The following is a 24,630-nucleotide window of genomic DNA, read 5'->3' as shown; positions in this document are numbered from 1 at the left end:
TGCAGGCTCTTATTTTTTTATCTGGTTGTAATTTATGGATGGCAACGTGACAAACGATGTTTTATACGTCCCGTTTACGGGGAAGTTACTGCTTGAGTCTCCGTTATTAAACAAGGGAAGTAGCTTCACGCAGCAAGAAAGACATGACTTTAACCTGAGTGGGCTACTGCCTTGCGCGATTGAGAATATTGATGAACAAGCTGAGCGGGCGTATCAACAATATCTTGAGGCTGAATCCCACAGCGCTCGACATATTTACCTGCGTAATATCCAGGATACCAACGAAACTTTATTTTATTACCTGTTGAAAAATCACCTGCCCGAGATGTTGCCAATCGTTTATACCCCAGTAGTCGGGGCTGCCTGCGAAAAATTCTCCTGGATATATCGTCGGGCGCGTGGTGTCTTTATTTCCTGGCCCGATCGCGATCGTATTGACGATATTTTGCATGATATTCCACGACACGATATCAAGGTCATCGTCGTCACTGATGGTGAGCGCATTCTGGGACTAGGTGACCAGGGCGTTGGCGGTATGGGGATCCCTATCGGGAAACTGTCGCTCTATACCGTCTGTGGCGGGGTTAATCCGGCGAATACGCTACCCATTCTGCTGGATGTCGGTACGAACAATACGCGACTGCTGGACGATCCGCGCTATATCGGCTGGCGTCATCCGCGCATAACTGGCGAAGACTACTTCGCATTCATTGGTATGTTTATTGCTGCCGTAAAACGGCGCTGGCCTAACGTTCTGCTGCAGTTTGAAGATTTCGCCCAGCATACCGCTGTACCGTTACTGGACCGCTATCGCGATGAGCTGTGCTGTTTTAATGATGATATTCAGGGCACGGCGTCGGTGGCTCTGGCGACCGTGGTTGCTGCCTGTCGTGGCAGCGGCCGCGATTTCCGTCAGCAATCGATTGTGATTGTGGGCGCGGGTGCTGCCGGATGTGGGATCGCCCGACATATTATCGCCTGCCGCATCTCTGAAGGAATGAGCCAGGCCGAAGCCCGACGGACCATTTTTATGGTGGATCGCGACGGTCTGGTGATGACCACCAATCATGGATTAGCGGATTTCCAGCAACCGCTGGCGCAGCCTCCTGTGGCCTTATCTGACTGGCTGTATGAGGGGCAGACACCGTCGTTACTGGAGGTTATCCACAATGCCAAACCTTCGGTGATGCTGGGTGTGTCGGGCCAGGCCGGATTATTTTCGCAGGAGGTGATTAGCACGATGTACCAATACTGCGATCGGCCGATTGTTATGCCGTTGTCGAATCCCACCTCGAGAATGGAAGCGCGGCCAGAAGATATTGTTCGCTGGACCGAGGGACGGGCCATCATCGCGACCGGCAGTCCCTGCGATGCGGTTGAATTTAATGGGTGTTCCATTCCGGTTGCGCAGTGCAATAACGTTTATGTTTTCCCGGCCATCGGTCTGGGGGCTATCGCCAGCGGCGCGGCGCGAATAACAGAAGCCATGTTGATGGCGGCAAGCCGTGCGCTGGCCGATGCTTCTCCGCTGGTGCATAACGGGGAAGGCGCTCTGTTGCCGGAGATTGGGACAATCTGTGACGTGACGCGCCGCATTGCCTTCGAGGTCGGCAAGACGGCGCAGCAGTCAGGTGTGGCAGAGAAGATGAGCGACGACGCGCTGTTGCAGAGCATCAACGATAACTTTTGGCTACCGCACTACCGTCCTTATAAACGCAGGGCAATTTAGTCATTCTCGTGGGGAATTGATCTCATGTGATGGTTGCCTTCACTGTTAAGGTGTATTATTTATGCAACTTAATTGTGGAGGCATCATGTCCGGCAAACGTATTGCACGTGAAAAAATGACGATCCAGAGAATGATCTCGCTGTATGAAAGCCAGTGTCCGCAGGCTTCAGACGAGCCGGGGCATTACGATGCGTTGTTTGCCTATGCGCAAAAGCGCCTCGATAAGTGCGTATTTGGTGAGGAAAAACCGGCCTGTAAACAGTGCCCTGTGCACTGTTATCAACCTGCTAAACGCGAAGAGATGAAGCAAATTATGCGCTGGGCTGGACCAAGAATGCTCTGGCGTCATCCGATTCTGACCGTGCGTCATCTGATTGATGACAAACGTCCGGTACCGGAATTGCCAGAGAAATACCAGCGGAAGAAGTAATTCTATGCCGGATGGCGGCGATGCTTTATCTGGCCTACGAGAGCAAGCGCTCCTGCCGCGTAGGCCCGATAAGCACAGCGCTATCGGGCAAACTGGCCATGCGTTGACGATGGCGATTACGCTTTGGTGGCAATCAGAATGGCTGAGGCTTTGATCAGCGCAACAACGCGGCTTCCCTGGCTCAGTTTCATCTCTTGCTGACTTTCGTTGGTGACGACGGCAACAATCTCAAAGCCTGCGTCAGTTTTGATATGTACCGTGGCGTTGACTGCGCCTTCGGTGACCTGGGAAACGCTACCGGCAAACTGGTTACGGGCAGAGAACTTCAGGCCGCAGTCTTCTGTTGCCAGCGTTACCCACGGCGCTTTAATCAGGGCAATCGCCTCTTTCCCTTTTGCCAGACCCAACGCCTGCTGGCTGCTATGGGTTACAATCGCGACCAGTTTTGCGCCGCCAGCCAGCGTCAGTTCAACTTCATCATTCACTGCGCCCGTAGCGACTGCGCTCACCGTACCGGTTAATTGATTACGTGCTGATACCGCCATACTGCCTCCTTTCGTTGAGATATCACCCAGTATAACCACACTGGCTAAACCAGTGCATCCTTATCAATCCCCAATCGTTTCATGCGTGAGAGTAACGTTGTGCGTTTCAGCCCCAGTCTTTGCGCCGCGCCTTTCGGACCGGCAACGACGCCGTTGGTCTCTTTTAGCACGCGCATTATCAGCTGATATTCATCTTCGCCGTCCTGCGCGACTTCGGTCGCCACTGGTGGGGTGGATGGCGCCAACGCGACAACATCCGGCAGGGACAGTTGCAGCACGTTGCCTCGGGTGAGCAGAACGGCGCGCTCTACCACGTTTTCCAGTTCACGCACGTTACCCGGCCATTCCATATTGCTCAGCGTACGCAGAGCTTCGGCGGGAATACTGTCGATATTGCGCCCCATTCGGCGGGCAATTTTAAAGGTGAAGGCTTTCACCAGTAGCGGAATATCTTCCGGGCGCTCACGCAGCGGCGGCAGATGGATCGGGAAGACGTTCAGCCGATAGTAGAGATCGTTACGAAACTCGCGATCGGCGACCATCTTTTTCAGATCGCGGTTGGTGGCGGCGATCAAGCGAACGTCGGTCTGGATCAGCTTATTGCTGCCCAGACGTTCAAACTCCTGCTCCTGCAGAACGCGCAGCAGCTTCGGCTGAAGTTCCAGCGGCATGTCGCCAACTTCGTCGAGGAACAACGAACTTTTGTCCGCCAGTTCGAAACGCCCAATCCGCTGCGTGCTGGCCCCGGTAAACGCGCCGCGCTCATGGCCAAACAGATCGCTTTCCAGCAATCCGGCAGGCATTGCCGCGCAGTTCATTTTCACCATTCGGCGGGCGTTGCGTCCGCTCAGGTTGTGAATTGCTCGCGCGATTAGCTCCTTACCCGTTCCGGTTTCACCCAGAATCAGGACGGTGCTGTCGCTTTGCGCCACCATTTCGACCTGTTTGAGTACGCTGTACATCGCTTCGCTGCGGCCAATGATTTCGCCGAACTCACTCTCCACGTTGTTGAGTTGTTCCGTCAACGCCAGGTTTTCGTCGACCAGACGTTCCTTCAGGCGGTGGATCTCCTGGTAGGCGAGGGCGTTATCTACGGCGATCGCCACGCGTTCGGCGATTTGACGCAGCAGTTTTAGGTTGGCGGTGGTGAACACTTTCTCTTCGCACTGCGCCAGCTTCAGTACTCCGAGCATAGTATTGCCGGACATCAGCGGCAGCAGGCACAGAGTCTGTAGCTGGTTGCCCCAGGTTTCGAACAGCATCCGTTCGTAAGGAGCAAGGGTATCGCGTTCACTCAGGTTAATCAGCAGCATCTCTTTGCTTTTGAAGACCCGTTCAGAGAGTGTGCCTGCTTCGTCCACCTCACTTTGTTCGTGCGCCGGATGATGTTCATCCAGATAATGGGTGGAATAAATGCTGAGTTTATTCTTGCGATCGCTGCGTAACACGATGCTGATAGCATCAATGTCGAAGTAGTGATGGATCTCCTTGGCGACTTCGCTAACCAGTTCATCAATGTCGAGACGCGAGAGCACCGCATTGGTGATGGCGACCAGGATGCGAAAGTTGTCGCGCTCGCGGCACAGTAAATCGTAATCGACGTTGTTGCTGACCCTGCTTTGAATTTGTTCAGCAACAACGCCGACTATTTGCGTGAAGGTCTGCAGCCGGTTGTACTCTTTTTCACTCCACGGCCGATCTTCATTACGGATGAATTCGCAGCCGCCAAAGATTCGCCCATCTGCCGCCAGCGGCAACAGACAGTAGTGGCCAAATTCAGAATACAGCCCGCCTGAGGCCAGTTGCGGCCAGGTTTCCGTAAACTCATGATAGTTGCAGTGCAGCGCATCGGGGCGAGACAAAATACGGCGTACCGGGCCATGCGCCAGCACCGTTTCGTCTTCATAATCGATGGGTTTACCATTTTCACGCGTCGCAAAATAACGCGCACGCTGCGTTTGTGCCTGCCACAAGACAATAGCCGCACAGTCGGCCAGCGCTGAACGCTTGACCAGCTGCGAAAGCGCCTCGCTGAGAGACGGGAGATCGGGCTGCTGTAATAATGTACGAGTAATATCGAACAGGCCTTGCTGTCCAAGGTCACTCATCGGTGTATACGACATATTGCTTTTCCAGGAAAAGCACCGCAGAACGGTGCGAAAACGGTAAATGAATTATAGGTATAAGTCGTAATTTATTGCCGGATTGGTCCGGCTACACGAACCGTAGGCCCGATCGGCAAAGCGCCATCGGGCGAAAATGCATCGTTAATGCCGGATGTCGACGCAAATGCGTCTTATCCGGCCTACAGCTTGCTGCCAACCGGCTGTTAGCATATACGAGGCAATGGCTCGGCGTGTGGTAAATCGAGGGTTCGTTTCACGCCGTAGAGTCCGGCAAGACGTACACCTTTACGTTCCACCACTTCACCAATCATTGCGGCATCGCGCCCTAACGGATGCGCGCGCAGCGCGGCAAGCGCCGTTTCAGCCGCCTGGCGCTCAACGGCAATCACCAGCTTGCCCTCGTTAGCAAAGTTGAGCGCATCCAGACCCAGCAGTTCGCAAACGCCGCGCACCGCGGGCTTCACGGGCAGGGCCGCTTCAGACAGCTCAATACCAAATCCGCATGAGGCGGCAAATTCATGCGTTACCGCATTCACGCCGCCACGGGTCGCGTCACGCAGCGCCTTCACGCCGGGAATATCACGTAGCGTCTGGATAAGCGGCGTTAATACCGCGCAGTCGCTGACCAGTTCACCATCAAGACCCAACTGTTCGCGCAGGTTAAGGATAGTTGCGCCGTGATCGCCAAGCGTACCGCTGACCAGCAGCACATCGCCCGGGCTGAGGGTCTGTGCCCCCCAGTGAATGTTGGCGGGGATCGCCCCCATTCCGGCGGTGTTGATGAACAGCTTGTCTGCTGCGCCGCGCTGCACGACTTTAGTATCGCCGGTTACGATGGCGATGCCCGCTTCGCGCGCGGTTGCTGCCATGCTGTTAACGACGGTTTTCAGCGTCTCCATCGGCAGACCCTCTTCGAGGATAAAACCACAGGAGAGGTAGCGCGGGATTGCGCCGCTGACCGCTACGTCGTTAGCCGTACCGCAAATAGCCAGCTTGCCGATATTGCCGCCCGGGAAGAACAACGGATCGATAACATAGCTGTCGGTTGAAAATGCCAGACGATCGCCTTCTGCCACCAGCTGCGCCAGTTCCAGACGTGCCTGATCCTCTTGTTCTGCCAGCCACGGATTAGCAAAAGCTTCCATAAACAGACTGTTGATCAACTGCTGCATAGCCTGACCGCCGCTACCGTGGGCGAGTTGTACGCTGTTCATGCTTCACACTCCTGCTGACGATACTGATACCAGGCGGCACATGCGCCTTCTGAGGAGACCATCAGGGCGCCAAACGCGGTCTCCGGGTTACAGGTTTTGCCAAATAGCGGGCACTGATGCGGTTTGCATCGACCGGTCAATACCTCTCCGCAACGGGCGCGCGGATCGTCATACACCTGCTGCGGCGCTGGCTGGAAATGCGCTTCGGCATCAAAACGCTGATAGTCTGGCGTCAGGTGAACGCCAGAGGATTCAATTACGCCCAGGCCGCGCCATTCACTGTCGCCATTGACGCAGAACACGTCGGCGATAGCCTTTTGCGCTAACGCGTTACCGGCGTCCGGCACCACGCGGCGGTACTGGTTTTCGACCTGACTATGCTCGGCAATCTTCTGTTCAATCAACATCACCACGCCCTGCAGCAAATCGAGCGGTTCGAAACCGGCGACCACTAACGGACGATGGAAGTCTGACGCAATGAAGTTATAGGCATCGGTACCAATCACCATGCTGACGTGGCCTGGCGCTAAAAAGGCGTCGATGCCGTTGTCCGGCTGCTCCAGCAGACTGCGCAGCGTAGGAATAAGCGTGATGTGCTGGCAGAAAAAGTAAAAGTTCTGCACGTTACGCTGTTTTGCCTGCTGCAGGGTGATGGCGGTGGTTGGCATTGTGGTTTCAAAACCCAGGCCAAAGAACACTACCTTACGCGTTGGGTTTTCCTGCGCCAGCTTCAGCGCATCCATCGGTGAATAGACGATGCGGATATCTGCGCCGCGTGCTTTGGCTTGTAGCAAAGAACCTTGTTTACCCGGGACGCGCATCGCATCGCCAAAGGTGCAGAAAATCACTTCTGGATGGCTGGCGATTTCAACACAGCTGTCGATTCTGCCCATCGGCAGAACGCAAACCGGGCAGCCTGGTCCATGAATAAACTCGACATTTTCAGGCAATAACTGGTCGAGACCGAACTTGAAGATAGCGTGGGTATGACCACCACAAACTTCCATGATGCGCAGCGGGCGTTCAGCCGTGTAGGGGAGGAGTGCGGCACGTTCACACAGGTGCTCTATCAACTGCATCACCTGTTCTGGTGCGCGGTATTCGTCAACAAAACGCATTATTTTTCCTCGCCATACAGCAATGCGCCGACATCCGGCTCAACGTCAAACATATTTTGCAGCGCGTCGAGCGTGTCGCGCGCTTCAGCTTCATTAATGATGCTCATGGCAAAACCGACGTGGACCAGTACCCACTGACCCAGACGAGGTTGACCATGTTCATCGCAGCTTCCGACCAGCGTCAGGTCGACGTCACGCTGAATACCGCAAACGTCGACTTTAGCCTGGTTGCCATCAATGGTGCGGATTTGACCCGGAACACCTATGCACATCGCTGCGCCTCCAGCCAGGAGAGCCATTGATCCATGCCTTCGCCGCTGGTGGCAGAAATCAGGATAATCTCAATTTCCGGGTTCACTTCCCGGGCGCTGGCGATGCACTTCTCTACGTCAAAATTGAGGTACGGCAGCAGATCGACTTTGTTGAGCAGCATCAGCGACGCGGCGGCAAACATATGTGGGTATTTTAGCGGCTTGTCTTCACCTTCGGTGACGGAAAGCACCGCCACTTTATGACGCTCGCCGAGGTCGAAGCTGGCCGGGCAAACCAGGTTCCCGACGTTTTCAATGAACAGAATGCCGTTGTCTTCAAGCGGCAAACGCGGCGCGGCGTCAGCAATCATTTGGGCGTCGAGGTGACAGCCTTTACCGGTGTTGACCTGAATGGCTGGGGTGCCTGTGGCGCGAATACGGGCGGCATCATTAACCGTCTGCTGGTCGCCTTCAATCACGGCGCACGGCACGCTGTCTTTAAGCTTCATCAGCGTTTCGGTCAGTAGCGTGGTTTTACCGGAGCCAGGGCTTGAGACAAGGTTCAGCACCAGATGTTGACGGGCAGCAAAGCGGGCGCGGTTGCGCTCGGCCAGACGGTTGTTTTTGTCCAGCACGTCAATTTCCACTTCCAGCATCCGACGCTGGCTCATGCCTGGCGCGTGGGTGCCTGCTTCTCCGTGACCGTAGTGCAAATCGCCTTCTTCGGTCTGGCTTGGCGTGAAACTGGAGGTCTTCACACCGGTTATGTTCAGCGCCGGACGAGCTGCCGGGGCAAATGGCGCGCTGCGAAACGCCGAGTGGGGATTATGCTCATCACCCTCTATATAAAGGTTGCCTTCAGCGCAACCACATGTCGTACACATCGCTCACTCCTGATCTTTATCTTGCGGTATATCTGTTGCCGGATGGCGGCTTCGTCTTTTCCGGCCAACAACTCAGGCCATTCCTGTAGGCCGGACAAGACGCTTAGGCGTCGGCATCCGGCGCTGGAGTTTCATCTATTTCAATACGTCGAATCTGTAAGCCGTCATCGGCCACAATTCTCAGCATATCGCTGTTGCATTGCGGACATCTGCGCACGCGTTGCGTCAGTAAGGTGACGTATTGCTGACAAGATTCGCACCAACATTCGGCTTCTTGTTCTTCGAGGTGGAGTTTACAACCTTCTGCAAGGGTCCCGCGGCATACCAGATCAAAACAAAAGGCGAGAGCGCTGGTTTCTACGCAAGAAAATGCGCCAATTTTGAGCCAGACCCCAGTTACTCGCTGAGCACCGTATTGCGTGGCCTGTTGTTCAATCAATTCCAGTGCCCGTTGGCAGAGGGTTATTTCGTGCATACCGCCTCCTGTGAAGTTGCGATATTAAAAGCAATAAACATGCCAGGTTGAAATTTCCCGCGAGTGACAATGACGACGATGACGAAATGACACGTCGTCACCGGGTTTATGTTTTTTATCTATATGAAAATAAAGAATTTTAATTTTGGCATGAAATGTGCTTAAGGGTGTTCATCTCTGCTAAACGGGTAACCTGACATGACTATTTGGGAAATAAGCGAAAAAGCCGATTACATCGCTGAACGGCACCGTCGCCTACAGGACCAGTGGCGTATTTACTGTAACTCGCTGGTTCAGGGGATCACCCTGTCAAAAGCGCGTTTGCATCATGCAATGAGCTGCGCACCGGACAAGGATCTCTGCTTCGTCCTTTTTGAACACTTCACTATCTACGTCACGCTGGCGGACGGCTTTAACAGCCACACCATCGAATACTACGTTGAAACGAAAGATGGTGATGATAAACAACTGATTGCACGGGCAGAGTTGACCATCGACGGTAAAGTCGATGAGCGTATCAGCAACCGCGATCGCGAGCAGGTGCTGGAGCACTATCTCGAAAAAATCGCCACCGTCTACGACAGCCTGTACACCGCGGTTGAGAACAATATGCCGGTGAATTTAAGCCAACTGGTTAAGGGACACAGCCCGGCTTAAGCCTCGGGTGCTGCCCACTTTTGTCATGATGCGCTTTCATATTGCGTCACGACAGTTTAGGGAATGGGCATGTCGAAAAATGTCGAAATGACATTTACCAGACATGTTTTCGTCAAAAATGACTATCACCTGAGGAATGCCTGGTGAATCGTTTTGTAATTGCTGACTCCACTCTTTGTATCGGCTGCCACACCTGTGAAGCCGCCTGCTCAGAGACACATCGCCAGCATGGCCTGCAGTCAATGCCGCGCCTGAAAGTGATGTTAAATGAAAAAGAATCCGCGCCGCAGCTTTGCCACCAGTGTGAAGATGCACCTTGCGCCACCGTGTGTCCGGTTAATGCCATTAACCGCGTTGATGGCGCCGTACAGCTGAACGAAAGCCTGTGCGTAAGCTGCAAACTGTGCGGGATTGCCTGTCCGTTTGGCGCAATTGAGTTTTCCGGTAGCCGTCCGCTGCATATCCCGGCAAACGCCAATACACCAAAAGCGCCTCCGGCTCCGCCAGCGCCTGCCCGCGTGAGCTCGCTGCTGGATTGGGTTCCGGGCGTTCGCGCCATCGCGGTGAAATGCGATCTGTGCAGTTTTGATGAGCTTGGTCCGGCCTGTGTACGCATGTGCCCAACCAAAGCCCTGCATCTGGTGAGCAACATGGATATCGCCCGCGCCAGCAAACGTAAGCGTGAGCTGACTTTCAATACCGATTTCGGCGATCTCACCTTGTTTCAGCAGGCTCAGAGTGGAGATGCAAAATGAGCGCAATTTCACTAATTAACAGCGGCGTGGCCTGGTTTACAGCGGCTGCGGTTCTGGCATTTCTGTTTTCGTTTCATAAACCGCTGAGCGGCTGGATTGCCGGGGTTGGCGGTGCGGTGGGCAGCCTGTGTACGGCGGCTGCGGGATTTCTCGTACTGACCCGCGCCGTTGCGATTAGCGGCGTGATGCCGTTTATCGGCCACAGTCTGCAAGTCACGCCGCTGAACGCTATCTGGCTGATTACGCTGGGCCTGTGCGGCCTGTTTGTCAGCCTGTACAACATTGACTGGCATCGTCATCCGCAGGTGAAAGCTAACGGCCTGCTGGTGAATCTGCTGATGGCCGCGGCGGTATGTGCGGTGGTGGCCAGCAACCTCGGAACGCTGGTGGTGATGGCGGAAATCATGGCGCTGTGCGCCGTGTTCCTCACCGGCTGCAGTAAAGAGGGCAAACTGTGGTTTGCGCTGGGACGCGTCGGTACGCTGCTGCTGGCTATTGCCTGTTACCTGGTGTGGCAACGTTACGGCACCCTGGAGTTGCGCCTGCTTGACCTGCGTACTCAGGAGCTGCCCCTTGGCTCTGACATCTGGCTGCTGGGCGTGGCGGGTTTTGGCCTGCTGGCCGGGATTATTCCGCTGCACGGATGGGTGCCACAGGCGCACGCCAACGCCAGCGCACCGGCTGCGGCGCTGTTCTCTACCGTCGTCATGAAGGTGGGGCTGCTGGGTATTCTCTCCCTGTCGCTGCTGGGCGGTAACGCGCCGCTGTGGTGGGGGATTACGCTGCTGGTGCTGGGTATGATCACCGCATTTGTCGGCGGTCTGTATGCGCTGATGGAACACAACATTCAGCGTCTGCTGGCGTACCACACGCTGGAAAACATCGGCATTATTCTGCTGGGTCTGGGTGCTGGCGTGACCGGGATTTCCCTGAATCAACCGGCGCTGATTGCGCTGGGTTTGACCGGCGGTCTGTACCACCTGGTAAACCACAGCCTGTTCAAAAGCGTTCTGTTCCTGGGCGCAGGTAGCATCTGGTTCCGTACCGGTCATCGTGATATCGAAAAACTGGGTGGTATTGGTAAACGTATGCCGGTTATCTCTCTGGCGATGCTGGTTGGCCTGATGGCGATGGCCGCACTGCCGCCGCTGAACGGTTTTGCCGGTGAGTGGGTTATCTACCAGTCCTTCTTTAAGCTTGGCAACAGCGGCGCGTTTGTCGGCCGTCTGTTAGGACCGTTGCTGGCGGTAGGACTGGCGATTACCGGCGCGCTGGCGGTGATGTGTATGGCGAAAGTCTATGGCGTTACGTTCCTTGGCGCACCGCGCACGAAGGAAGCTGAAAACGCCTGCTGCGCGCCAATCCTGATGGGGGTGAGCGTCGTTGCGCTGGCTATCTGTTGCGTGATTGGCGGCGTGGCGGCGCCGTGGCTGCTGCCGATGATCTCCTCTGCCGTTCCGCTGCCGCTGGAAACGGCGAACACCACCGTTTCTCAGCCAATGATCACGCTGCTGCTGATCGCATGTCCGCTGCTGCCGTTCATCATCATGGCAATTTTCAAAGGCAACCGTCTGCCGTCGCGTTCACGCGGTGCGGCATGGGTGTGTGGTTACGATCATGAGCAGTCAATGGTCATTACCGCGCACGGTTTTGCCATGCCGGTGAAAGAAGCCTTTGCCCCGGTACTAAAACTGCGTAAATGGCTAAACCCGGTATCACTGGTTCCGGGCTGGCAGAATGCGGCTGCCCCGGTGCTGTTCCGTCGTCTGGCATTGATTGAGCTGGCGGTGCTGGTGGTGATTGTGGTTTCACGAGGAGCCTGAGAATGAGTGTTTTATATCCGTTAATTCAGGCGCTGGTGCTGTTTGCCGTTGCGCCGCTACTTTCCGGTGTTACCCGCGTGGCGCGTGCGCGTTTGCACAATCGCCGTGGTCCGGGCGTTTTGCAGGAATACCGCGACATTATCAAACTGCTGGGCCGTCAGAGCATTGCGCCTGCGGATTCCAGCTGGGTTTTCCGCCTGACACCGTTCGTGATGGTGGGCGTGATGCTGACTATCGCCACCGCGTTGCCGGTAGTGACCGTTGGCTCGCCGCTGCCGCAACTGGGCGATCTGATCACCTTGATTTACCTGTTCGCCATCGCCCGTTTCTTCTTCTCTATCGCGGGTCTGGATACCGGTAGCCCATTTACCGCTATTGGCGCCAGCCGCGAAGCGATGCTCGGCGTACTGGTTGAACCTATCCTGCTGCTGGGGCTGTGGGTAGCGGCGCAGGTTGCTGGCTCAACTCATATCAGCAATATCGCCGATACCATTTATCACTGGCCTGCTGCGCGCAGCATCCCGCTGATTCTGGCGCTGTGCGCCTGTGCTTTCGCCACTTTTATCGAAATGGGCAAACTGCCGTTCGATCTGGCGGAAGCAGAGCAGGAGCTGCAGGAAGGTCCATTGACCGAATACAGCGGCAGCGGTTTTGCGGTGCTGAAATGGGGCATTAGCCTCAAGCAACTGGTCGTTCTGCAAATGTTCGTCGGCGTGTTCCTGCCGTGGGGACAGATGGAAACCTTCACCGCCGGTGGGCTGCTGTTGGCGCTGGTGATTGCCGTCGTCAAGCTGGTCCTCGGCGTGCTGGTTATCGCCCTGTTCGAAAACAGCATGGCGCGTCTGCGTTTTTGCGCCACTTCACGCGTGACCTGGGCCGGTTTTGGGTTTGCGTTTTTAGCGTTCGTCTCCTTGCTGGTGGCGTGATTTAAGAGAGTTTGAGCATGTCTGAAGAAAAATTAGGTCAACAATATCTCGCTGCGCTGCACCAGGCCTTTCCGGGTGTCGTACTGGATGAAGCCTGGCAGACCAAAGATCAGCTGACGATCACCGTCAAGGTGAACTACCTGCCGGAAGTGGTGGAGTTCCTGTACTACAAACAGGGCGGCTGGTTGTCCGTGCTGTTTGGTAACGACGAACGCCAGCTGTGCGGCCATTATGCCGTTTACTACGTGATGTCGATGGAGCAGGGCACCAAGTGCTGGATAACCGTCCGCGTTGAGGTCGATGCCAATAAGCTGGAGTTTCCGTCCGTCACGCCGCGCGTTCCGGCTGCAGTCTGGGGCGAGCGCGAAGTGCGCGATATGTACGGTTTGATCCCGGTAGGTTTACCGGATGAACGTCGTCTGGTACTGCCGGATGACTGGCCGGACGAACTCTACCCACTGCGTAAAGACAGTATGGATTATCGTCAGCGCCCGGCCCCGACCACCGATGCCGAAACCTACGAGTTCATCAACGAACTGGGCGACAAGAAAAACAACGTGGTGCCAATTGGTCCGCTGCACGTCACCTCCGATGAACCCGGTCACTTCCGCCTGTTCGTTGACGGCGAGAACATCATCGACGCCGACTACCGTCTGTTCTATGTTCACCGCGGCATGGAGAAACTGGCGGAAACCCGTATGGGTTATAACGAAGTCACGTTCCTGTCGGATCGCGTGTGCGGTATCTGTGGTTTTGCGCATAGCACCGCATATACCACCTCCGTTGAGAATGCGATGGGCATCGTGGTGCCAGAGCGTGCGCAGATGATCCGCGCCATTCTGCTAGAAGTTGAGCGTCTGCACTCGCACCTGCTGAACCTCGGCCTGGCCTGTCACTTCACCGGTTTTGACTCCGGCTTTATGCAGTTCTTCCGCGTGCGCGAAACGTCGATGAAGATGGCCGAGATCCTCACCGGGGCACGTAAAACCTACGGTCTGAACCTGATCGGCGGTATTCGTCGCGACCTGTTGAAAGAGGATATGATCCAGACCCGTCAACTGGCGCAGCAGATGCGCCGTGACGTGCAGGAACTGGTCGATATGCTGCTCAGCACGCCGAACATGGAACAACGTACCGTTGGTATCGGTCGTCTGGATCCGGAAATTGCTCGTGACTTCAGTAACGTCGGCCCAATGGTACGCGCCAGCGGTCACGCGCGTGACACCCGTGCCGATCACCCGTTTGTCGGTTATGGTCTGCTGCCGATGGAAGTTCATAGCGAGCAGGGTTGCGACGTTATTTCTCGTCTGAAAGTCCGTATCAATGAAGTCTACACCGCACTGAATATGATCGACTTTGGTCTGGACAACCTGCCGGGCGGCCCGCTGATGGTGGAAGGCTTTACCTATATTCCTCACCGCTTCGCACTGGGCTTTGCTGAAGCGCCGCGCGGAGATGACATCCACTGGAGCATGACCGGCGACAACCAGAAACTGTATCGCTGGCGCTGCCGTGCGGCGACGTACGCCAACTGGCCGACGCTGCGCTATATGCTGCGTGGCAACACCGTTTCCGATGCCCCGCTGATTATCGGTAGCCTCGACCCTTGCTACTCCTGTACTGACCGTATGACCGTGGTTGATGTGCGTAAGAAGAAGAGCAAAGTCGTGCCGTACAAAGAACTTGAGCGCTACAGCATCGAGCGTAAAAACTCGCCGCTGAAATAAGGAATCGCCATGTTTACCTTTATCAAAAAAGTCATCAAAACCGGGGCGCCGACGTCGTCGTATCCGCTGGAGCCGATTGCGGTCGATAAAAACTTCCGTGGCAAACCGGAACATAATCCGCAGCAGTGCATTGGCTGCGCGGCCTGTGTGAATGCATGCCCGTCGAACGCGCTAACGGTAGAAACCGATCTGGTTACCCATGAGCTGGCGTGGCAGTTCAACCTCGGTCGCTGTATCTTCTGCGCCCGCTGCGAAGAAGTCTGTCCGACGGCGGCAATCAAACTGTCGCAGGAGTATGAACTGGCGGTGTGGAAGAAAGAGGATTTCCTGCAGCAGTCACGCTTTGCGCTGTGTAATTGCCGCGTATGTAACCGCCCGTTTGCGGTACAAAAAGAGATCGACTACGCCATTGCGCTGCTGAAGCACAACGGTGACAGCCGTGCGGAAAACCACCGCGAAAGCTTTGAGACCTGCCCGGATTGTAAGCGCCAGAAATGTCTGGTGCCGTCTGACCGTATTGAACTGACTCGCCATATGAAAGAGGCCAGCTGATGAGCAATTTATTAGGCCCACGTGACGCCAACGGTATTCCAGTGCCGATGACGGTGGATGAATCCATTGCCAGCATGAAAGCGTCGCTGCTTAAAAGCATCAAGCGTTCAGCGTACGTTTACCGTGTGGACTGCGGCGGCTGCAACGGCTGTGAAATCGAAATTTTCGCCACGCTTTCTCCGCTGTTTGATGCCGAACGTTTTGGTATCAAAGTGGTACCGTCGCCGCGCCATGCGGATATTCTGCTGTTTACCGGCGCGGTAACGCGTGCCATGCGCTCTCCGGCGTTGCGCGCCTGGCAGTCAGCGCCGGATCCGAAAATTTGTATCTCTTACGGTGCCTGCGGTAACAGCGGCGGTATCTTCCACGACTTATACTGCGTATGGGGCGGCACGGACAAAATCGTACCGGTGGACGTGTATATTCCAGGTTGCCCGCCGACGCCTGCGGCAACGCTGTACGGCTTTGCCATGGCGCTGGGACTGCTGGAACAAAAAATTCACGCGCGAGCGCCGGGTGAACTGGACGAACAGCCGGCGGAAATTCTGCATCCGGATATGGTTCAGCCGCTGCGTGTGAAGGTGGACCGCGAAGCACGCCGTCTGGCGGGATACCGCTATGGCCGCCAGATTGCTGATGACTATATGACGCAGTTAGGGCAAGGCGAGCATCAGGTGGCGCGCTGGCTGGAAGCGGAAAACGATCCGCGTCTGACCGAGATCGTCACGCATCTTAATCATGTTGTCGAAGAGGCGCGTATCCGATGAGTGAAACGGTGGTGTTCAGTCAACTGAGCCGTAAGTTTATTGATGAGAACGATGCAACGCCCGCTGAGGCGCAGCAGGTTGTCTATTACAGCCTGGCGATTGGTCACCACCTTGGGATCATCGATTGCCTGGAAGCGGCGTTAACCTGTCCGTGGGATGAATATCTGGCGTGGATTGCTACGCTTGCCGAAGGCAGTGAAGCTCGCCGGAAAATGGAAGGCGTGCCGAAGTATGGTGAGATAGTCATCGATTTCAACCATGTGCAAATGCTGGCGCGCGCGTTCGATGATGCGCGTGCCGTGCAGACCCCGCAGCAGCAGGAGTGGAGCAAGCTGATGCTCAGCATGCTGCACGATATCCACCAGGAAAGCGCTATCTATCTGATGGTGAGGAGACACCGTGACTGACGTTTTATTATGTGTAGGTAACAGCATGATGGGCGATGACGGCGCGGGTCCGCTGCTGGCCGAAATGTGTGCCGCAAACCCTCAAGGTCAATGGGTTGTCATCGACGGCGGTAGCGCGCCGGAGAACGACATCGTCGCCATCCGTGAACTGCGCCCGCAGCGTCTGTTGATCGTGGATGCCACCGACATGGGGCTAAACCCCGGTGAAATCCGTATTATCGATCCTGATGATATTGCTGAGATGTTCATGATGACCACCCACAACATGCCGCTGAACTACCTGGTCGATCAACTGAAAGACGACGTAGGCGAGGTAATTTTCCTTGGCATTCAGCCAGATATTGTCGGTTTTTACTACCCGATGACACAACCGATTAAAGATGCGGTTGATACCGTCTATCAGCGATTAGCTGGCTGGGAAGGACACGGCGGATTCTCCGAGCTGGAAGCGCCGGAAGAGTAAACCGTATCAGTGCCGGATGTGAGCGACATCCGGCCTGTTTCCCTGCGTATCCTCGTCACTCAATGGCCTGCTCAATAATTAATTTCCCCTGCATCACTGACACTTTTACTGCCGTACCGGTAGGAAACCCAGCTTGTTCCAGCCAGTCACCGTTCAGCGTGAGTGAAGCGTGCCGACTGATTCGTCGCGTGAAACCCGTTTTGGGATCTTCATGGCGTTTTCTGACATAGCCGACTTTCAAACGACGTACGGGTTTGGTGATAGCCACTGCTATTTTGTCATTTTGATCAGTCATACACGTTTCCTTGTGGTGAACGGCCAGGATTAAAAACTACTGAATAAAATGCCAGTAAAAAAGGGCGCGAGCAAACCTGAAACTGGAAGGATGATTCCACATTTTGAATGCAATAAATGAAATGAAAATACGTACTTCTGCCGGAGGGCTGTAGACCCCTCCGGCAGGCCCGTCACGACAGATCGGCGCCGTTGCTGGCGATGGCTTTTTTGTACCACCAGAATGATTTCTTGCGGGTGCGAGTCAGCGTGCCGTTACCCGCGTCATCGCGGTCCACATACACAAAACCGTAGCGTTTGCTCATCTCACCGGTTGAGGCAGAAACCAGATCAATACAGCCCCAGGTGGTGTAACCCATCAGCGGCACGCCATCCTCAATAGCGTCTGCCATGGCGCGAATGTGCTCGCGTAAATAGCTGATGCGATAGTCGTCATTGATCTCGCCGTTAGCATCGATTTCATCTTTCGCCCCCAGCCCGTTTTCCACCAGAAACAGCGGTTTCTGGTAGCGGTCATACATCATGTTCATGGTAATGCGCAGACCGAGCGGATCGATGCCCCAGCCCCATTCGCTGGTGGCAATATATGGATTACGCAGCGATTTCACCACGTTGGCGGCGCTGGTATTGCCGGTGTTCATTTCAGCAGAGGCACAGCGCGATGCGTAGTAGCTAAACGAGACAAAATCGACGGTGTTTTTCAGAATGTCGTCATCTTCCGGGGCTTTTTCTATCACCACGCCTTTTTCGCGAAACACACGGGCAGAGTAAGCGGGGTAAGCCCCGCGCGCCTGCACATCAATAAAGAACAGGTTTTCGCGGTCTTTTTCCAGCGCGGTCCATACATCTTCCGGTTTACAGGAGTAAGGATAAAAATTGCCGCCAGCCAGCATACAACCGACCTGGTTTTGCGGATTAATTTCATGGGCAATTTTAGTCGCCAGGGCGCTGGCTATTAGTTCGTGGTGCGCGGCCTGGTATTTAACCTGATCCTGATTTTCACCTTCTTCAAATACCAGCCCGGCGCCAGAAAAGGGACTGTGCAGCATAATGTTGATTTCGTTGAAGGTCAGCCAGTACTTCACCAGACCGTCGAACGCCTCGAAGCAGGTACGGGCGTAGCGGGTAAAGAACTCCACCATTTTGCGGTTACGCCAGGAGCCGTACTCGGTGACCAGATGCATTGGCACATCGAAATGGCACAGCGTGACCAACGGCTCAATTCCGTATTTTTTACACTCGGCAAACACGCTCTGGTAAAACGCGATTCCCTCTTCATTCGGCGTCAGTTCATCGCCGTTAGGGTAGAGACGGCTCCAGGCAATGGAAGTACGAAAAACCGTAAACCCCATTTCCGCCATCAGCGCGATATCTTCTTTATAGCGATGATAAAAGTCGATCGCCTGATGGCTGGGATAAAACTCGTCATCCTGAAGCGTAAAGCGCTTTTCCTGACCCAGTTTGACGGGCATCCGGTGTGCGCCGTGAGGGATCATATCGACGGTGGTCAGCCCTTTGCCGCCTTCCCGGTATGCCCCTTCAGACTGGTTGGCGGCCAGTGCGCCGCCCCATAAAAATCCTTGCGGAAAAACAGACATAATTAACCTCAGTTGATACCAGTCAAATGCTGGCTCCATTGATATTGCCCGGTTGTGCGGCCTGACTTTTTCTGGCCTGCGCGGCTGCATCTTCGACAGGAATATCTTCAAAGCCGAGAATCAGTGTTAATACAAAGGAAAGCACTACTGCCAGCGCCATCACGCCAAATACCCAGACGATGGTCATCGGATTGGCCGGATCGAAAAACTGTACGCTGGTGAACAGGCCCGGAGCCGCCATGGAGTGGCTTGCCAGTCCGGCCATTCCGGCAACGGCGCCGCAGATAAAGCCGCTGATAAGGCTCGCAATCAGCGGACGTTTCAGGCGGATCGCCACGCCATACAGCGCAGGTTCGGAAATACCCGCCATAATGGCTGAGGCAGCTGCCGCTAACGCCGTCTGACGCAACTCCGGGTTTTTAGTTTTCCATGCTACTGCCAGCGATGAACCGCCTAACGACAAGTTGGCGCCGATTTCAGACGGCATCACCATGCCTTCTTTTCCGGTCTCGGCAATAGTCTGAATGATGGTTGGCGTAAAGACGCGGTGCATACCGGTCATTACCAGCAGCGGCCACAGCGCGCCCATAATGGCTACCGACAGCCAGCCGAGATAGCCGTGAATGGTATACACCAGCGCGGAAATCGCACTCCCGATCCAGATGCCTACCGGGCCAATGATGACGATGGCGAGTGGGGCGGCGATCAGTACGATCAGCATCGGTTTCAGGAAGTTTTTGGTCACCGCCGGAGTGATGCGATCGACCCAGCGTTCGATGTAAGACAGACACCAGGTCATGACCAGTGCCGGGATCACCGTATAGGTATACTTCACCGCCGTCACCGGGATCAGGGCGAACTCAACGTGTTCACCCTGCGCGGCCTTCGCCATCAGGTCGATAAAGCTGGGATGCACCAGTACCCCTGCGATGGCGATAGCCAGCGACATGTTGGTTTTGAATTTGATGGCTGCCGAAGCGGCGACCATCAGCGGCAGGAAGAAAAATGCGCCGTCGCCGATAACGGTCAGAATGGTGAGTGTGGACGAACCTTTCACCAGCACGCCGGTCATTTCCAGAACCATCGCCAGCAGCTTGAGCATTGATCCGCCGATAATTGCCGGGATCAACGGAGACATGGTGCCGATCAGCGCGTCGAGGATCCCCGCGCCAATCCGCTTCAGCGTCAGTCGGGGTTTGGTCTGCGGCTCAGCAGGTTGCATGTTGGCAGGCAACAGGCTGACCACTTCACGATACGCCTGCGAAACGGTGTTGCCGATAATCACCTGGCACTGGTTATCGTTACGCACCACGCCGAGCACGCCAGAGAGCGTCTTCAGCGTCGCGCTGTCGACCTGCGAGTCATCTTTGATAACGAAACGCAAACGGGTCATGCAGTGGGTCACTGCTGTGATGTTGTCGACGCCTCCCAGAGCCGTCACAACGGAGCGCGCCAGCGCTGCATAATTCTTGGACATCGGATTTAATCCTGTTTTATCAGTAGAGTACGTTATGTTTTATCCGTTTACGTTGGTCGCTTTTCTGAGTGAATGAAACACAGATAGGAAACCGGTTCCACAAAATCATGTTTAAATTATGAATAATGAGCAAGATTTAATTTTGATCACTTTTTGTAATTGTGACTCCGATCACCAGATGTCAGCGTCTGCGATTTAGCAGCAAGGACAGCGGCGAAACGGTGCAGTACACTGCGTCACATTGAGAGAATAGGGATGAGTAATATGACCACGATGCTGGAGGTGGCGAAGCGTGCCGGGGTGTCGAAAGCGACCGTTTCCCGGGTGCTTTCCGGAAACGGCTATGTCAGCCAGGAGACCAAAGACCGCGTGTTTCAGGCCATTGAAGAGAGTGGTTACCGCCCAAACTTGCTGGCGCGCAGTCTCGCAGCGAAAACCACGCAGACGCTGGGTCTGGTGGTAACAAATACCCTTTATCACGGCGTCTATTTCAGCGAGCTGCTGTTTCATACCGCGCGGATGGCGGAAGATAAAGGACGCCAGCTGTTACTGGCTGACGGTAAACACAGCGCTGAGGAAGAGCGTCAGGCAATCCAGTACCTGCTCGACCTGCGCTGTGACGCGATTATGATCTATCCGCGTTTTCTCAGCGTGGATGAGATAGACGATATCATCGACGCCCACAGCCAGCCGATTATGGTGCTTAATCGATGCTTGCGGAAAAACAGTAGCCACAGCGTGTGGTGCGATCAAAAGCAAACCAGCTTCAACGCCGTTACTCAGCTCATTGCCGCCGGGCATAAAGAGATTGGATTTATTACCGGCTCAATGGATTCCCCTACCGGCGTGGAGCGACTTTCAGGCTATAAAGACGCGCTGGCGCATCATGGTATCCCGCTAAACAATGATCTGATTGTTAACGGGAAATGGACGCCGGCCTGCGGCGCAGCGGGTGTGGATACTTTACTTTCGCGCAAGGTCAAATTCACCGCGCTGGTGGCCAGTAATGACGATATGGCGATCGGCGCGATGAAGCAGTTGCACGTGCATGGCGTGCGCGTTCCTGCGCAGGTGTCGGTGATTGGCTTCGATGATATCGCCCTCGCGCCATACACTATTCCGGCGCTTTCCAGCGTCAAAATACCGGTGACGGAAATGATTCAGGAAACGATTGGACGTCTGATCTTTATGCTGGATGACGGGGCATTTACGCCGCCAAAAACCTTCACCGGCGAACTCATCCAACGCGACTCTGTTGCGCCGCTTGTCTTGCGCTGACGGCTGTCATTTGTCATCGTCACTAGTGACGATGACACGCCTTTCCTGCATTCGCCAGAATAAAAAACCTTTAATAACAGTCAATTAAAACCTGGCACGATTTGTGAATGCTTCGGCAGATATTCTGTCATTGCTGGAGAAATTGATGAACCGTTTCATCATTGCAGACGCCAATAAATGCATTGGTTGCCGTACCTGTGAAGTGGCCTGCGTGGTATCCCATCAGGATAACCAGGACTGCGCATCGCTGACCCCTGAAACTTTTTTACCCCGCATTCACGTCATCAAAGGCGTTAATGTCTCCACGGCGACGCTGTGCCGCCAGTGCGAAGACGCGCCGTGCGCTAACGTCTGCCCGAACGGTGCTATCAGCCGTGATAAAGGCTTTGTCCACGTGATGCAGGAACGCTGCATTGGGTGTAAAACCTGCGTTGTGGCGTGCCCTTATGGCGCAATGGAAGTGGTTGTGCGCCCGGTTGTGCGTAACAGCGGCGCGGGTCTGAACGTCCGTGCAGAAAAAGCAGAAGCTAATAAGTGCGATCTGTGCCACCACCGTGAGGCCGGCCCTGCCTGTATGGAAGTCTGCCCGACTCACGCGCTGATTTATGTGGATCGCAATAAGCTTGAGCAATTGAGCGCGGAAAAACGCCGTCGCGCGGCGCTGGATTCCACCGCATCTTTGCTGTTCTGATATCTGAAAATCCGCGTAAAATACGGTAGTACATATGCCGGATGGCGGCTTTGCCTTATCCGGCCTACGGGGATAGATGACTGCGGGACTACTTAATGACAATAAACAACCACTCCGGCGTACAACTGCGTATTCGCGGTAAGGTACAGGGTGTCGGATTTCGCCCCTACGTCTGGCAACTGGCGCAGCGGTTACAACTGCATGGCGATGTGTGTAACGACGGTGACGGTGTGGTTGTGCGTGTACAGGAAGATCCGGCGGAGTTTATTGCACAGTTGCATCAACACTGCCCACCGCTGGCGCGTATTGACAGCGTTGAGAGCGAACCATTCGCCTGGACGCAGCAGCCTGCCGATTTCTCGATTCGTCAAAGTGCTGGCGGTACGATGAATACGCAAATCGTTCCTGACGCCGCGACCTGTCCCGAATGCCTTGTTGAAATGAACACCCCCGGCGAACGTCGCTACCGATACCCCTTTATCAACTGCACCCACTGCGGTCCACGTTTTACGATTATCCGCGCCATGCCCTATGACCGGCCGTTCACCGTGATGGCGTCGTTCCCACTCTGTGCGCAATGCGATAAAGAGTATCGCGACCCGTATGATCGTCGCTTCCATGCCCAGCCCGTTGCCTGTCCGGCCTGCGGCCCTCATCTTGAGTGGTTCAGCGCGGATGAGCGGGCGGAGAAAGAAGAGGCGCTGCAGGCGGCGGTATCGCGGCTGAAAGCAGGCGGTATTGTGGCCGTTAAAGGCATTGGCGGGTTTCATCTGGTGTGTGATGCGCGAAATGATGATGCCATAGCGTTGCTCAGGTTGCGCAAACGCCGTCCGGCAAAACCTCTGGCGGTAATGCTGCCAGGTGATGACGGGCTACCTGAACCCGCTCGTCGTTTGCTGACTACCCCTGCCGCGCCGATCGTGCTGGTACAGAAGCGCTATGTCGCGGCATTGAGCGAAGGAATTGCGCCAGGGTTAACGGAGGTTGGCGTCATGCTGCCCGCGAATCCGTTACAGCATTTACTTTTACAAGAGATGAATTGCCCACTGGTGATGACCTCCGGCAATCTCAGCGGCAGGCCTCCGGCCATTACCAACGCGCAGGCGCTGGAAGATTTACGCGACATTGCTGACGGTTTCCTGCTGCATAACCGCGAAATTGTGCAGCGGATGGATGACTCGGTGGTGCGTGAAAGTGGGGAAATGCTGCGTCGTTCCCGGGGTTACGTACCGGATGCGGTAGCACTGCCGCCAGGATTTCGCGATGTGCCGCCGATGCTGTGCTTAGGCGCGGATCTGAAAAATACTTTCTGTCTGATGCGTGGCGAACAGGCGGTTATCAGCCAGCATTTGGGCGATCTCAGCGATGACGGCATTCAGCAGCAGTGGCGTGATGCGCTGCGCCTGATCCAGAGCATTTATGACTTTACGCCGCAGCGTATTGTGCACGATGCACACCCTGGCTATGTTTCCAGCCAGTGGGCCAGCGAAATGGAGCTGCCAGTTGAAACGGCGCTGCATCACCATGCGCATGCCGCTGCGTGTCTTGCCGAGCACGGCTGGCCGCTCGACGGTGGCGACGTGATTGCTCTGACGTTAGACGGTATCGGCATGGGGGAAAACGGCGCGCTGTGGGGGGGAGAGTGTTTGCGGGTCAACTATCGTGAATGCGAACACCTTGGCGGCCTACCTGCGGTAGCGCTGGCGGGCGGCGATCTGGCGGCAAAACAGCCGTGGCGTAACCTGCTCGCGCAGTGCCTGCGTTTTGTTCCTGACTGGCAGCGTTATCCGGAAACATCTGCGCTGCAGCATCAAAACTGGAATGTGCTGGCGCGCGCTATTGAACGGGGGATCAACGCTCCGCTGGCGTCATCGTGCGGACGGTTGTTTGACGCCGTTGCCGCTGCGCTGCAATGTGCGCCGGACTCGTTGAGTTATGAAGGAGAAGCGGCCTGCGCGCTGGAGGCGCTGGCATCGCAGTGTGATGATGTTGATCACCCTGTTACGGTGCCGCTTGATGGCAATGAACTGGACTTAGCGGTTTTTTGGCAGCAATGGCTGAACTGGCAGGCCAAACCAGCGGAAAGAGCGTGGGCGTTTCACGACGCGCTGGCGCGTGGGTTTGCTACTCTGATGCAAGAGCAGGCCGAAGCGCGCGGAATCAAGACGTTAGTATTTAGCGGCGGCGTGATGCATAACCGTTTATTGTCAGCCCGTCTGGCTATTTATCTGCATGATTTTACTTTACTGTTTCCCCAGCGTTTACCGGCGGGCGACGGTGGGTTGTCGTTGGGGCAAGGCGTGATTGCCGCGGCGCGAGCGTTGGCACAAAAATAAAAAAGCCCCGGGACTGGCGGGGCAAGAAAAACATGTCGGGGCATACCGACAAATGGCAACGCACATCCATGTGCGTGAGGTTAATAAATCAGTAGCAGCGTAGCCGG

24 protein-coding genes are annotated in these 24,630 nt (G+C 55.3%); 14 read left to right on the top strand and 10 right to left on the bottom strand.

Features of this window, described 5'->3' with window-relative positions:
• The first annotated feature begins 34 nt into the window (after nt 1-34).
• Nucleotides 35-1,729 carry an NAD-dependent malic enzyme gene (locus tag LA337_18225; protein ID UBI15085.1) on the top strand — a complete coding sequence of 565 codons (1,695 nt, stop codon included), beginning with the start codon at nt 35-37 and terminating at the stop codon, nt 1,727-1,729.
• A gap of 85 nt (nt 1,730-1,814) precedes the next feature.
• Entirely contained in the window at nt 1,815-2,159 is a 345-nt protein-coding gene (locus LA337_18220; protein ID UBI15084.1) for a nitrous oxide-stimulated promoter family protein, read from the top strand.
• 116 nt (nt 2,160-2,275) lie between these two features.
• On the opposite strand, the gene LA337_18215 is transcribed toward LA337_18220, so the two are convergent.
• The 7 genes from LA337_18215 to hypA all read right to left on the bottom strand — a co-directional run bounded on the left by LA337_18215 (nt 2,276) and on the right by hypA (nt 8,772).
• Nucleotides 2,276-2,704, bottom strand: coding sequence for a TOBE domain-containing protein (locus LA337_18215; GenBank protein ID UBI15083.1), 429 nt, complete (start codon nt 2,702-2,704; stop codon nt 2,276-2,278).
• 44 nt (nt 2,705-2,748) lie between these two features.
• The gene (gene flhA, locus LA337_18210; GenBank protein ID UBI15082.1) at nt 2,749-4,827 is read right to left on the bottom strand and encodes a formate hydrogenlyase transcriptional activator FlhA; all 2,079 of its coding nucleotides are present in this window, start codon (nt 4,825-4,827) and stop codon (nt 2,749-2,751) included.
• Nucleotides 4,828-5,033: 206 nt separating this feature from the next.
• Entirely contained in the window at nt 5,034-6,044 is a 1,011-nt protein-coding gene (gene hypE / locus LA337_18205) for a hydrogenase maturation carbamoyl dehydratase HypE (GenBank protein UBI15081.1), read from the bottom strand.
• A complete protein-coding gene (gene hypD / locus LA337_18200; GenBank protein ID UBI15080.1) occupies nt 6,041-7,162 on the bottom strand; it encodes a hydrogenase formation protein HypD in 1,122 nt (373 codons plus the stop codon). The genes hypE and hypD overlap by 4 nt, the downstream gene beginning before the upstream one ends.
• Nucleotides 7,162-7,434 carry a hydrogenase 3 maturation protein HypC gene (hypC, locus tag LA337_18195; GenBank protein UBI18509.1) on the bottom strand — a complete coding sequence of 91 codons (273 nt, stop codon included), beginning with the start codon at nt 7,432-7,434 and terminating at the stop codon, nt 7,162-7,164. Before hypC ends, hypD begins: the two co-directional genes overlap by 1 nt.
• Entirely contained in the window at nt 7,425-8,297 is an 873-nt protein-coding gene (gene hypB, locus LA337_18190; protein UBI15079.1) for a hydrogenase nickel incorporation protein HypB, read from the bottom strand. The genes hypC and hypB overlap by 10 nt, the downstream gene beginning before the upstream one ends.
• Nucleotides 8,298-8,400: 103 nt before the next feature.
• Complete coding sequence (hypA, locus tag LA337_18185) at nt 8,401-8,772, bottom strand: hydrogenase maturation nickel metallochaperone HypA (GenBank protein UBI15078.1); 372 nt, start codon at nt 8,770-8,772, stop codon at nt 8,401-8,403.
• A gap of 198 nt (nt 8,773-8,970) precedes the next feature.
• On the opposite strand from hypA, the gene hycA reads away from it, so the two are divergent.
• The 9 genes from hycA (at nt 8,971) to hycI (ending at nt 16,849) form a co-directional block, all read left to right on the top strand.
• Nucleotides 8,971-9,429, top strand: coding sequence for a formate hydrogenlyase regulator HycA (gene hycA, locus LA337_18180; protein ID UBI15077.1), 459 nt, complete (start codon nt 8,971-8,973; stop codon nt 9,427-9,429).
• 143 nt (nt 9,430-9,572) lie between these two features.
• Nucleotides 9,573-10,184, top strand: coding sequence for a formate hydrogenlyase subunit HycB (gene hycB, locus LA337_18175; GenBank protein UBI15076.1), 612 nt, complete (start codon nt 9,573-9,575; stop codon nt 10,182-10,184).
• Nucleotides 10,181-12,007, top strand: coding sequence for a formate hydrogenlyase subunit 3 (hycC, locus tag LA337_18170; protein ID UBI15075.1), 1,827 nt, complete (start codon nt 10,181-10,183; stop codon nt 12,005-12,007). The genes hycB and hycC overlap by 4 nt, the downstream gene beginning before the upstream one ends.
• Nucleotides 12,008-12,009: 2 nt before the next feature.
• Complete coding sequence (locus LA337_18165) at nt 12,010-12,933, top strand: respiratory chain complex I subunit 1 family protein (GenBank protein UBI15074.1); 924 nt, start codon at nt 12,010-12,012, stop codon at nt 12,931-12,933.
• A gap of 17 nt (nt 12,934-12,950) precedes the next feature.
• Nucleotides 12,951-14,660, top strand: a complete 1,710-nt coding sequence (gene hycE / locus LA337_18160; protein UBI15073.1) for a formate hydrogenlyase subunit HycE — start codon at nt 12,951-12,953, stop codon at nt 14,658-14,660.
• 9 nt (nt 14,661-14,669) lie between these two features.
• A complete protein-coding gene (gene hycF, locus LA337_18155; protein UBI15072.1) occupies nt 14,670-15,212 on the top strand; it encodes a formate hydrogenlyase subunit HycF in 543 nt (180 codons plus the stop codon).
• Nucleotides 15,212-15,979 carry a formate hydrogenlyase subunit HycG gene (gene hycG / locus LA337_18150; protein ID UBI15071.1) on the top strand — a complete coding sequence of 256 codons (768 nt, stop codon included), beginning with the start codon at nt 15,212-15,214 and terminating at the stop codon, nt 15,977-15,979. The genes hycF and hycG overlap by 1 nt, the downstream gene beginning before the upstream one ends.
• A complete protein-coding gene (locus tag LA337_18145; protein UBI15070.1) occupies nt 15,976-16,386 on the top strand; it encodes a formate hydrogenlyase maturation HycH family protein in 411 nt (136 codons plus the stop codon). The genes hycG and LA337_18145 overlap by 4 nt, the downstream gene beginning before the upstream one ends.
• Nucleotides 16,379-16,849, top strand: coding sequence for a hydrogenase maturation peptidase HycI (gene hycI / locus LA337_18140; GenBank protein ID UBI15069.1), 471 nt, complete (start codon nt 16,379-16,381; stop codon nt 16,847-16,849). The genes LA337_18145 and hycI overlap by 8 nt, the downstream gene beginning before the upstream one ends.
• Nucleotides 16,850-16,904: 55 nt before the next feature.
• Here hycI and LA337_18135 read toward each other — a convergent pair whose 3' ends face one another.
• From LA337_18135 to ascF, 3 genes are all read right to left on the bottom strand, one after another.
• Nucleotides 16,905-17,144 (bottom strand): type I toxin-antitoxin system SymE family toxin, encoded by a 240-nt coding sequence (locus tag LA337_18135; GenBank protein UBI15068.1) that lies wholly within the window; start codon nt 17,142-17,144, stop codon nt 16,905-16,907.
• Between the two features lie 172 nt (nt 17,145-17,316).
• Nucleotides 17,317-18,741: a 6-phospho-beta-glucosidase gene (locus tag LA337_18130; protein UBI15067.1), complete on the bottom strand. Its 1,425-nt coding sequence runs from the start codon at nt 18,739-18,741 to the stop codon at nt 17,317-17,319.
• A 22-nt stretch (nt 18,742-18,763) separates the two neighbouring features.
• Nucleotides 18,764-20,218: a PTS cellobiose/arbutin/salicin transporter subunit IIBC gene (ascF, locus tag LA337_18125; GenBank protein ID UBI15066.1), complete on the bottom strand. Its 1,455-nt coding sequence runs from the start codon at nt 20,216-20,218 to the stop codon at nt 18,764-18,766.
• Nucleotides 20,219-20,482: 264 nt separating this feature from the next.
• Between ascF and LA337_18120 the strand changes: the two genes are divergently transcribed.
• The 3 genes from LA337_18120 to hypF all read left to right on the top strand — a co-directional run bounded on the left by LA337_18120 (nt 20,483) and on the right by hypF (nt 24,523).
• The gene (locus LA337_18120; GenBank protein ID UBI18508.1) at nt 20,483-21,496 is read left to right on the top strand and encodes a LacI family DNA-binding transcriptional regulator; all 1,014 of its coding nucleotides are present in this window, start codon (nt 20,483-20,485) and stop codon (nt 21,494-21,496) included.
• A 145-nt stretch (nt 21,497-21,641) separates the two neighbouring features.
• Entirely contained in the window at nt 21,642-22,187 is a 546-nt protein-coding gene (gene hydN, locus LA337_18115; GenBank protein ID UBI15065.1) for an electron transport protein HydN, read from the top strand.
• Between the two features lie 95 nt (nt 22,188-22,282).
• Complete coding sequence (gene hypF / locus LA337_18110; protein UBI15064.1) at nt 22,283-24,523, top strand: carbamoyltransferase HypF; 2,241 nt, start codon at nt 22,283-22,285, stop codon at nt 24,521-24,523.
• Nucleotides 24,524-24,630: the final 107 nt, after the last annotated feature.

It is taken from the genome of Citrobacter europaeus (assembly GCA_020099315.1).
Lineage (GTDB): Bacteria > Pseudomonadota > Gammaproteobacteria > Enterobacterales > Enterobacteriaceae > Citrobacter > Citrobacter europaeus.
Note: the sequence above shows the minus strand (reverse complement) of the source record. Positions and strands in the feature narration are given on the sequence as shown.

What these genes read in the sequence shown, in the direction of transcription:
- hycG (UBI15071.1), top strand. Translation starts at nt 15,212, where the DNA reads ATGAGCAATTTATTAGGCCCACGTGACGCCAACGGTATTCCAGTGCCG.
- hypE (UBI15081.1), bottom strand. Translation starts at nt 6,044, where the DNA reads ATGAACAGCGTACAACTCGCCCACGGTAGCGGCGGTCAGGCTATGCAG.
- hypB (UBI15079.1), bottom strand. Translation starts at nt 8,297, where the DNA reads ATGTGTACGACATGTGGTTGCGCTGAAGGCAACCTTTATATAGAGGGT.
- LA337_18215 (UBI15083.1), bottom strand. Translation starts at nt 2,704, where the DNA reads ATGGCGGTATCAGCACGTAATCAATTAACCGGTACGGTGAGCGCAGTC.
- hypD (UBI15080.1), bottom strand. Translation starts at nt 7,162, where the DNA reads ATGCGTTTTGTTGACGAATACCGCGCACCAGAACAGGTGATGCAGTTG.
- hycE (UBI15073.1), top strand. Translation starts at nt 12,951, where the DNA reads ATGTCTGAAGAAAAATTAGGTCAACAATATCTCGCTGCGCTGCACCAG.
- hypF (UBI15064.1), top strand. Translation starts at nt 22,283, where the DNA reads ATGACAATAAACAACCACTCCGGCGTACAACTGCGTATTCGCGGTAAG.
- flhA (UBI15082.1), bottom strand. Translation starts at nt 4,827, where the DNA reads ATGTCGTATACACCGATGAGTGACCTTGGACAGCAAGGCCTGTTCGAT.
- hydN (UBI15065.1), top strand. Translation starts at nt 21,642, where the DNA reads ATGAACCGTTTCATCATTGCAGACGCCAATAAATGCATTGGTTGCCGT.
- ascF (UBI15066.1), bottom strand. Translation starts at nt 20,218, where the DNA reads ATGTCCAAGAATTATGCAGCGCTGGCGCGCTCCGTTGTGACGGCTCTG.
- LA337_18145 (UBI15070.1), top strand. Translation starts at nt 15,976, where the DNA reads ATGAGTGAAACGGTGGTGTTCAGTCAACTGAGCCGTAAGTTTATTGAT.
- hycC (UBI15075.1), top strand. Translation starts at nt 10,181, where the DNA reads ATGAGCGCAATTTCACTAATTAACAGCGGCGTGGCCTGGTTTACAGCG.
- hypA (UBI15078.1), bottom strand. Translation starts at nt 8,772, where the DNA reads ATGCACGAAATAACCCTCTGCCAACGGGCACTGGAATTGATTGAACAA.
- LA337_18220 (UBI15084.1), top strand. Translation starts at nt 1,815, where the DNA reads ATGTCCGGCAAACGTATTGCACGTGAAAAAATGACGATCCAGAGAATG.
- LA337_18165 (UBI15074.1), top strand. Translation starts at nt 12,010, where the DNA reads ATGAGTGTTTTATATCCGTTAATTCAGGCGCTGGTGCTGTTTGCCGTT.
- LA337_18130 (UBI15067.1), bottom strand. Translation starts at nt 18,741, where the DNA reads ATGTCTGTTTTTCCGCAAGGATTTTTATGGGGCGGCGCACTGGCCGCC.
- LA337_18135 (UBI15068.1), bottom strand. Translation starts at nt 17,144, where the DNA reads ATGACTGATCAAAATGACAAAATAGCAGTGGCTATCACCAAACCCGTA.
- hycA (UBI15077.1), top strand. Translation starts at nt 8,971, where the DNA reads ATGACTATTTGGGAAATAAGCGAAAAAGCCGATTACATCGCTGAACGG.
- hycF (UBI15072.1), top strand. Translation starts at nt 14,670, where the DNA reads ATGTTTACCTTTATCAAAAAAGTCATCAAAACCGGGGCGCCGACGTCG.
- LA337_18120 (UBI18508.1), top strand. Translation starts at nt 20,483, where the DNA reads ATGACCACGATGCTGGAGGTGGCGAAGCGTGCCGGGGTGTCGAAAGCG.
- hypC (UBI18509.1), bottom strand. Translation starts at nt 7,434, where the DNA reads ATGTGCATAGGTGTTCCGGGTCAAATCCGCACCATTGATGGCAACCAG.
- LA337_18225 (UBI15085.1), top strand. Translation starts at nt 35, where the DNA reads ATGGATGGCAACGTGACAAACGATGTTTTATACGTCCCGTTTACGGGG.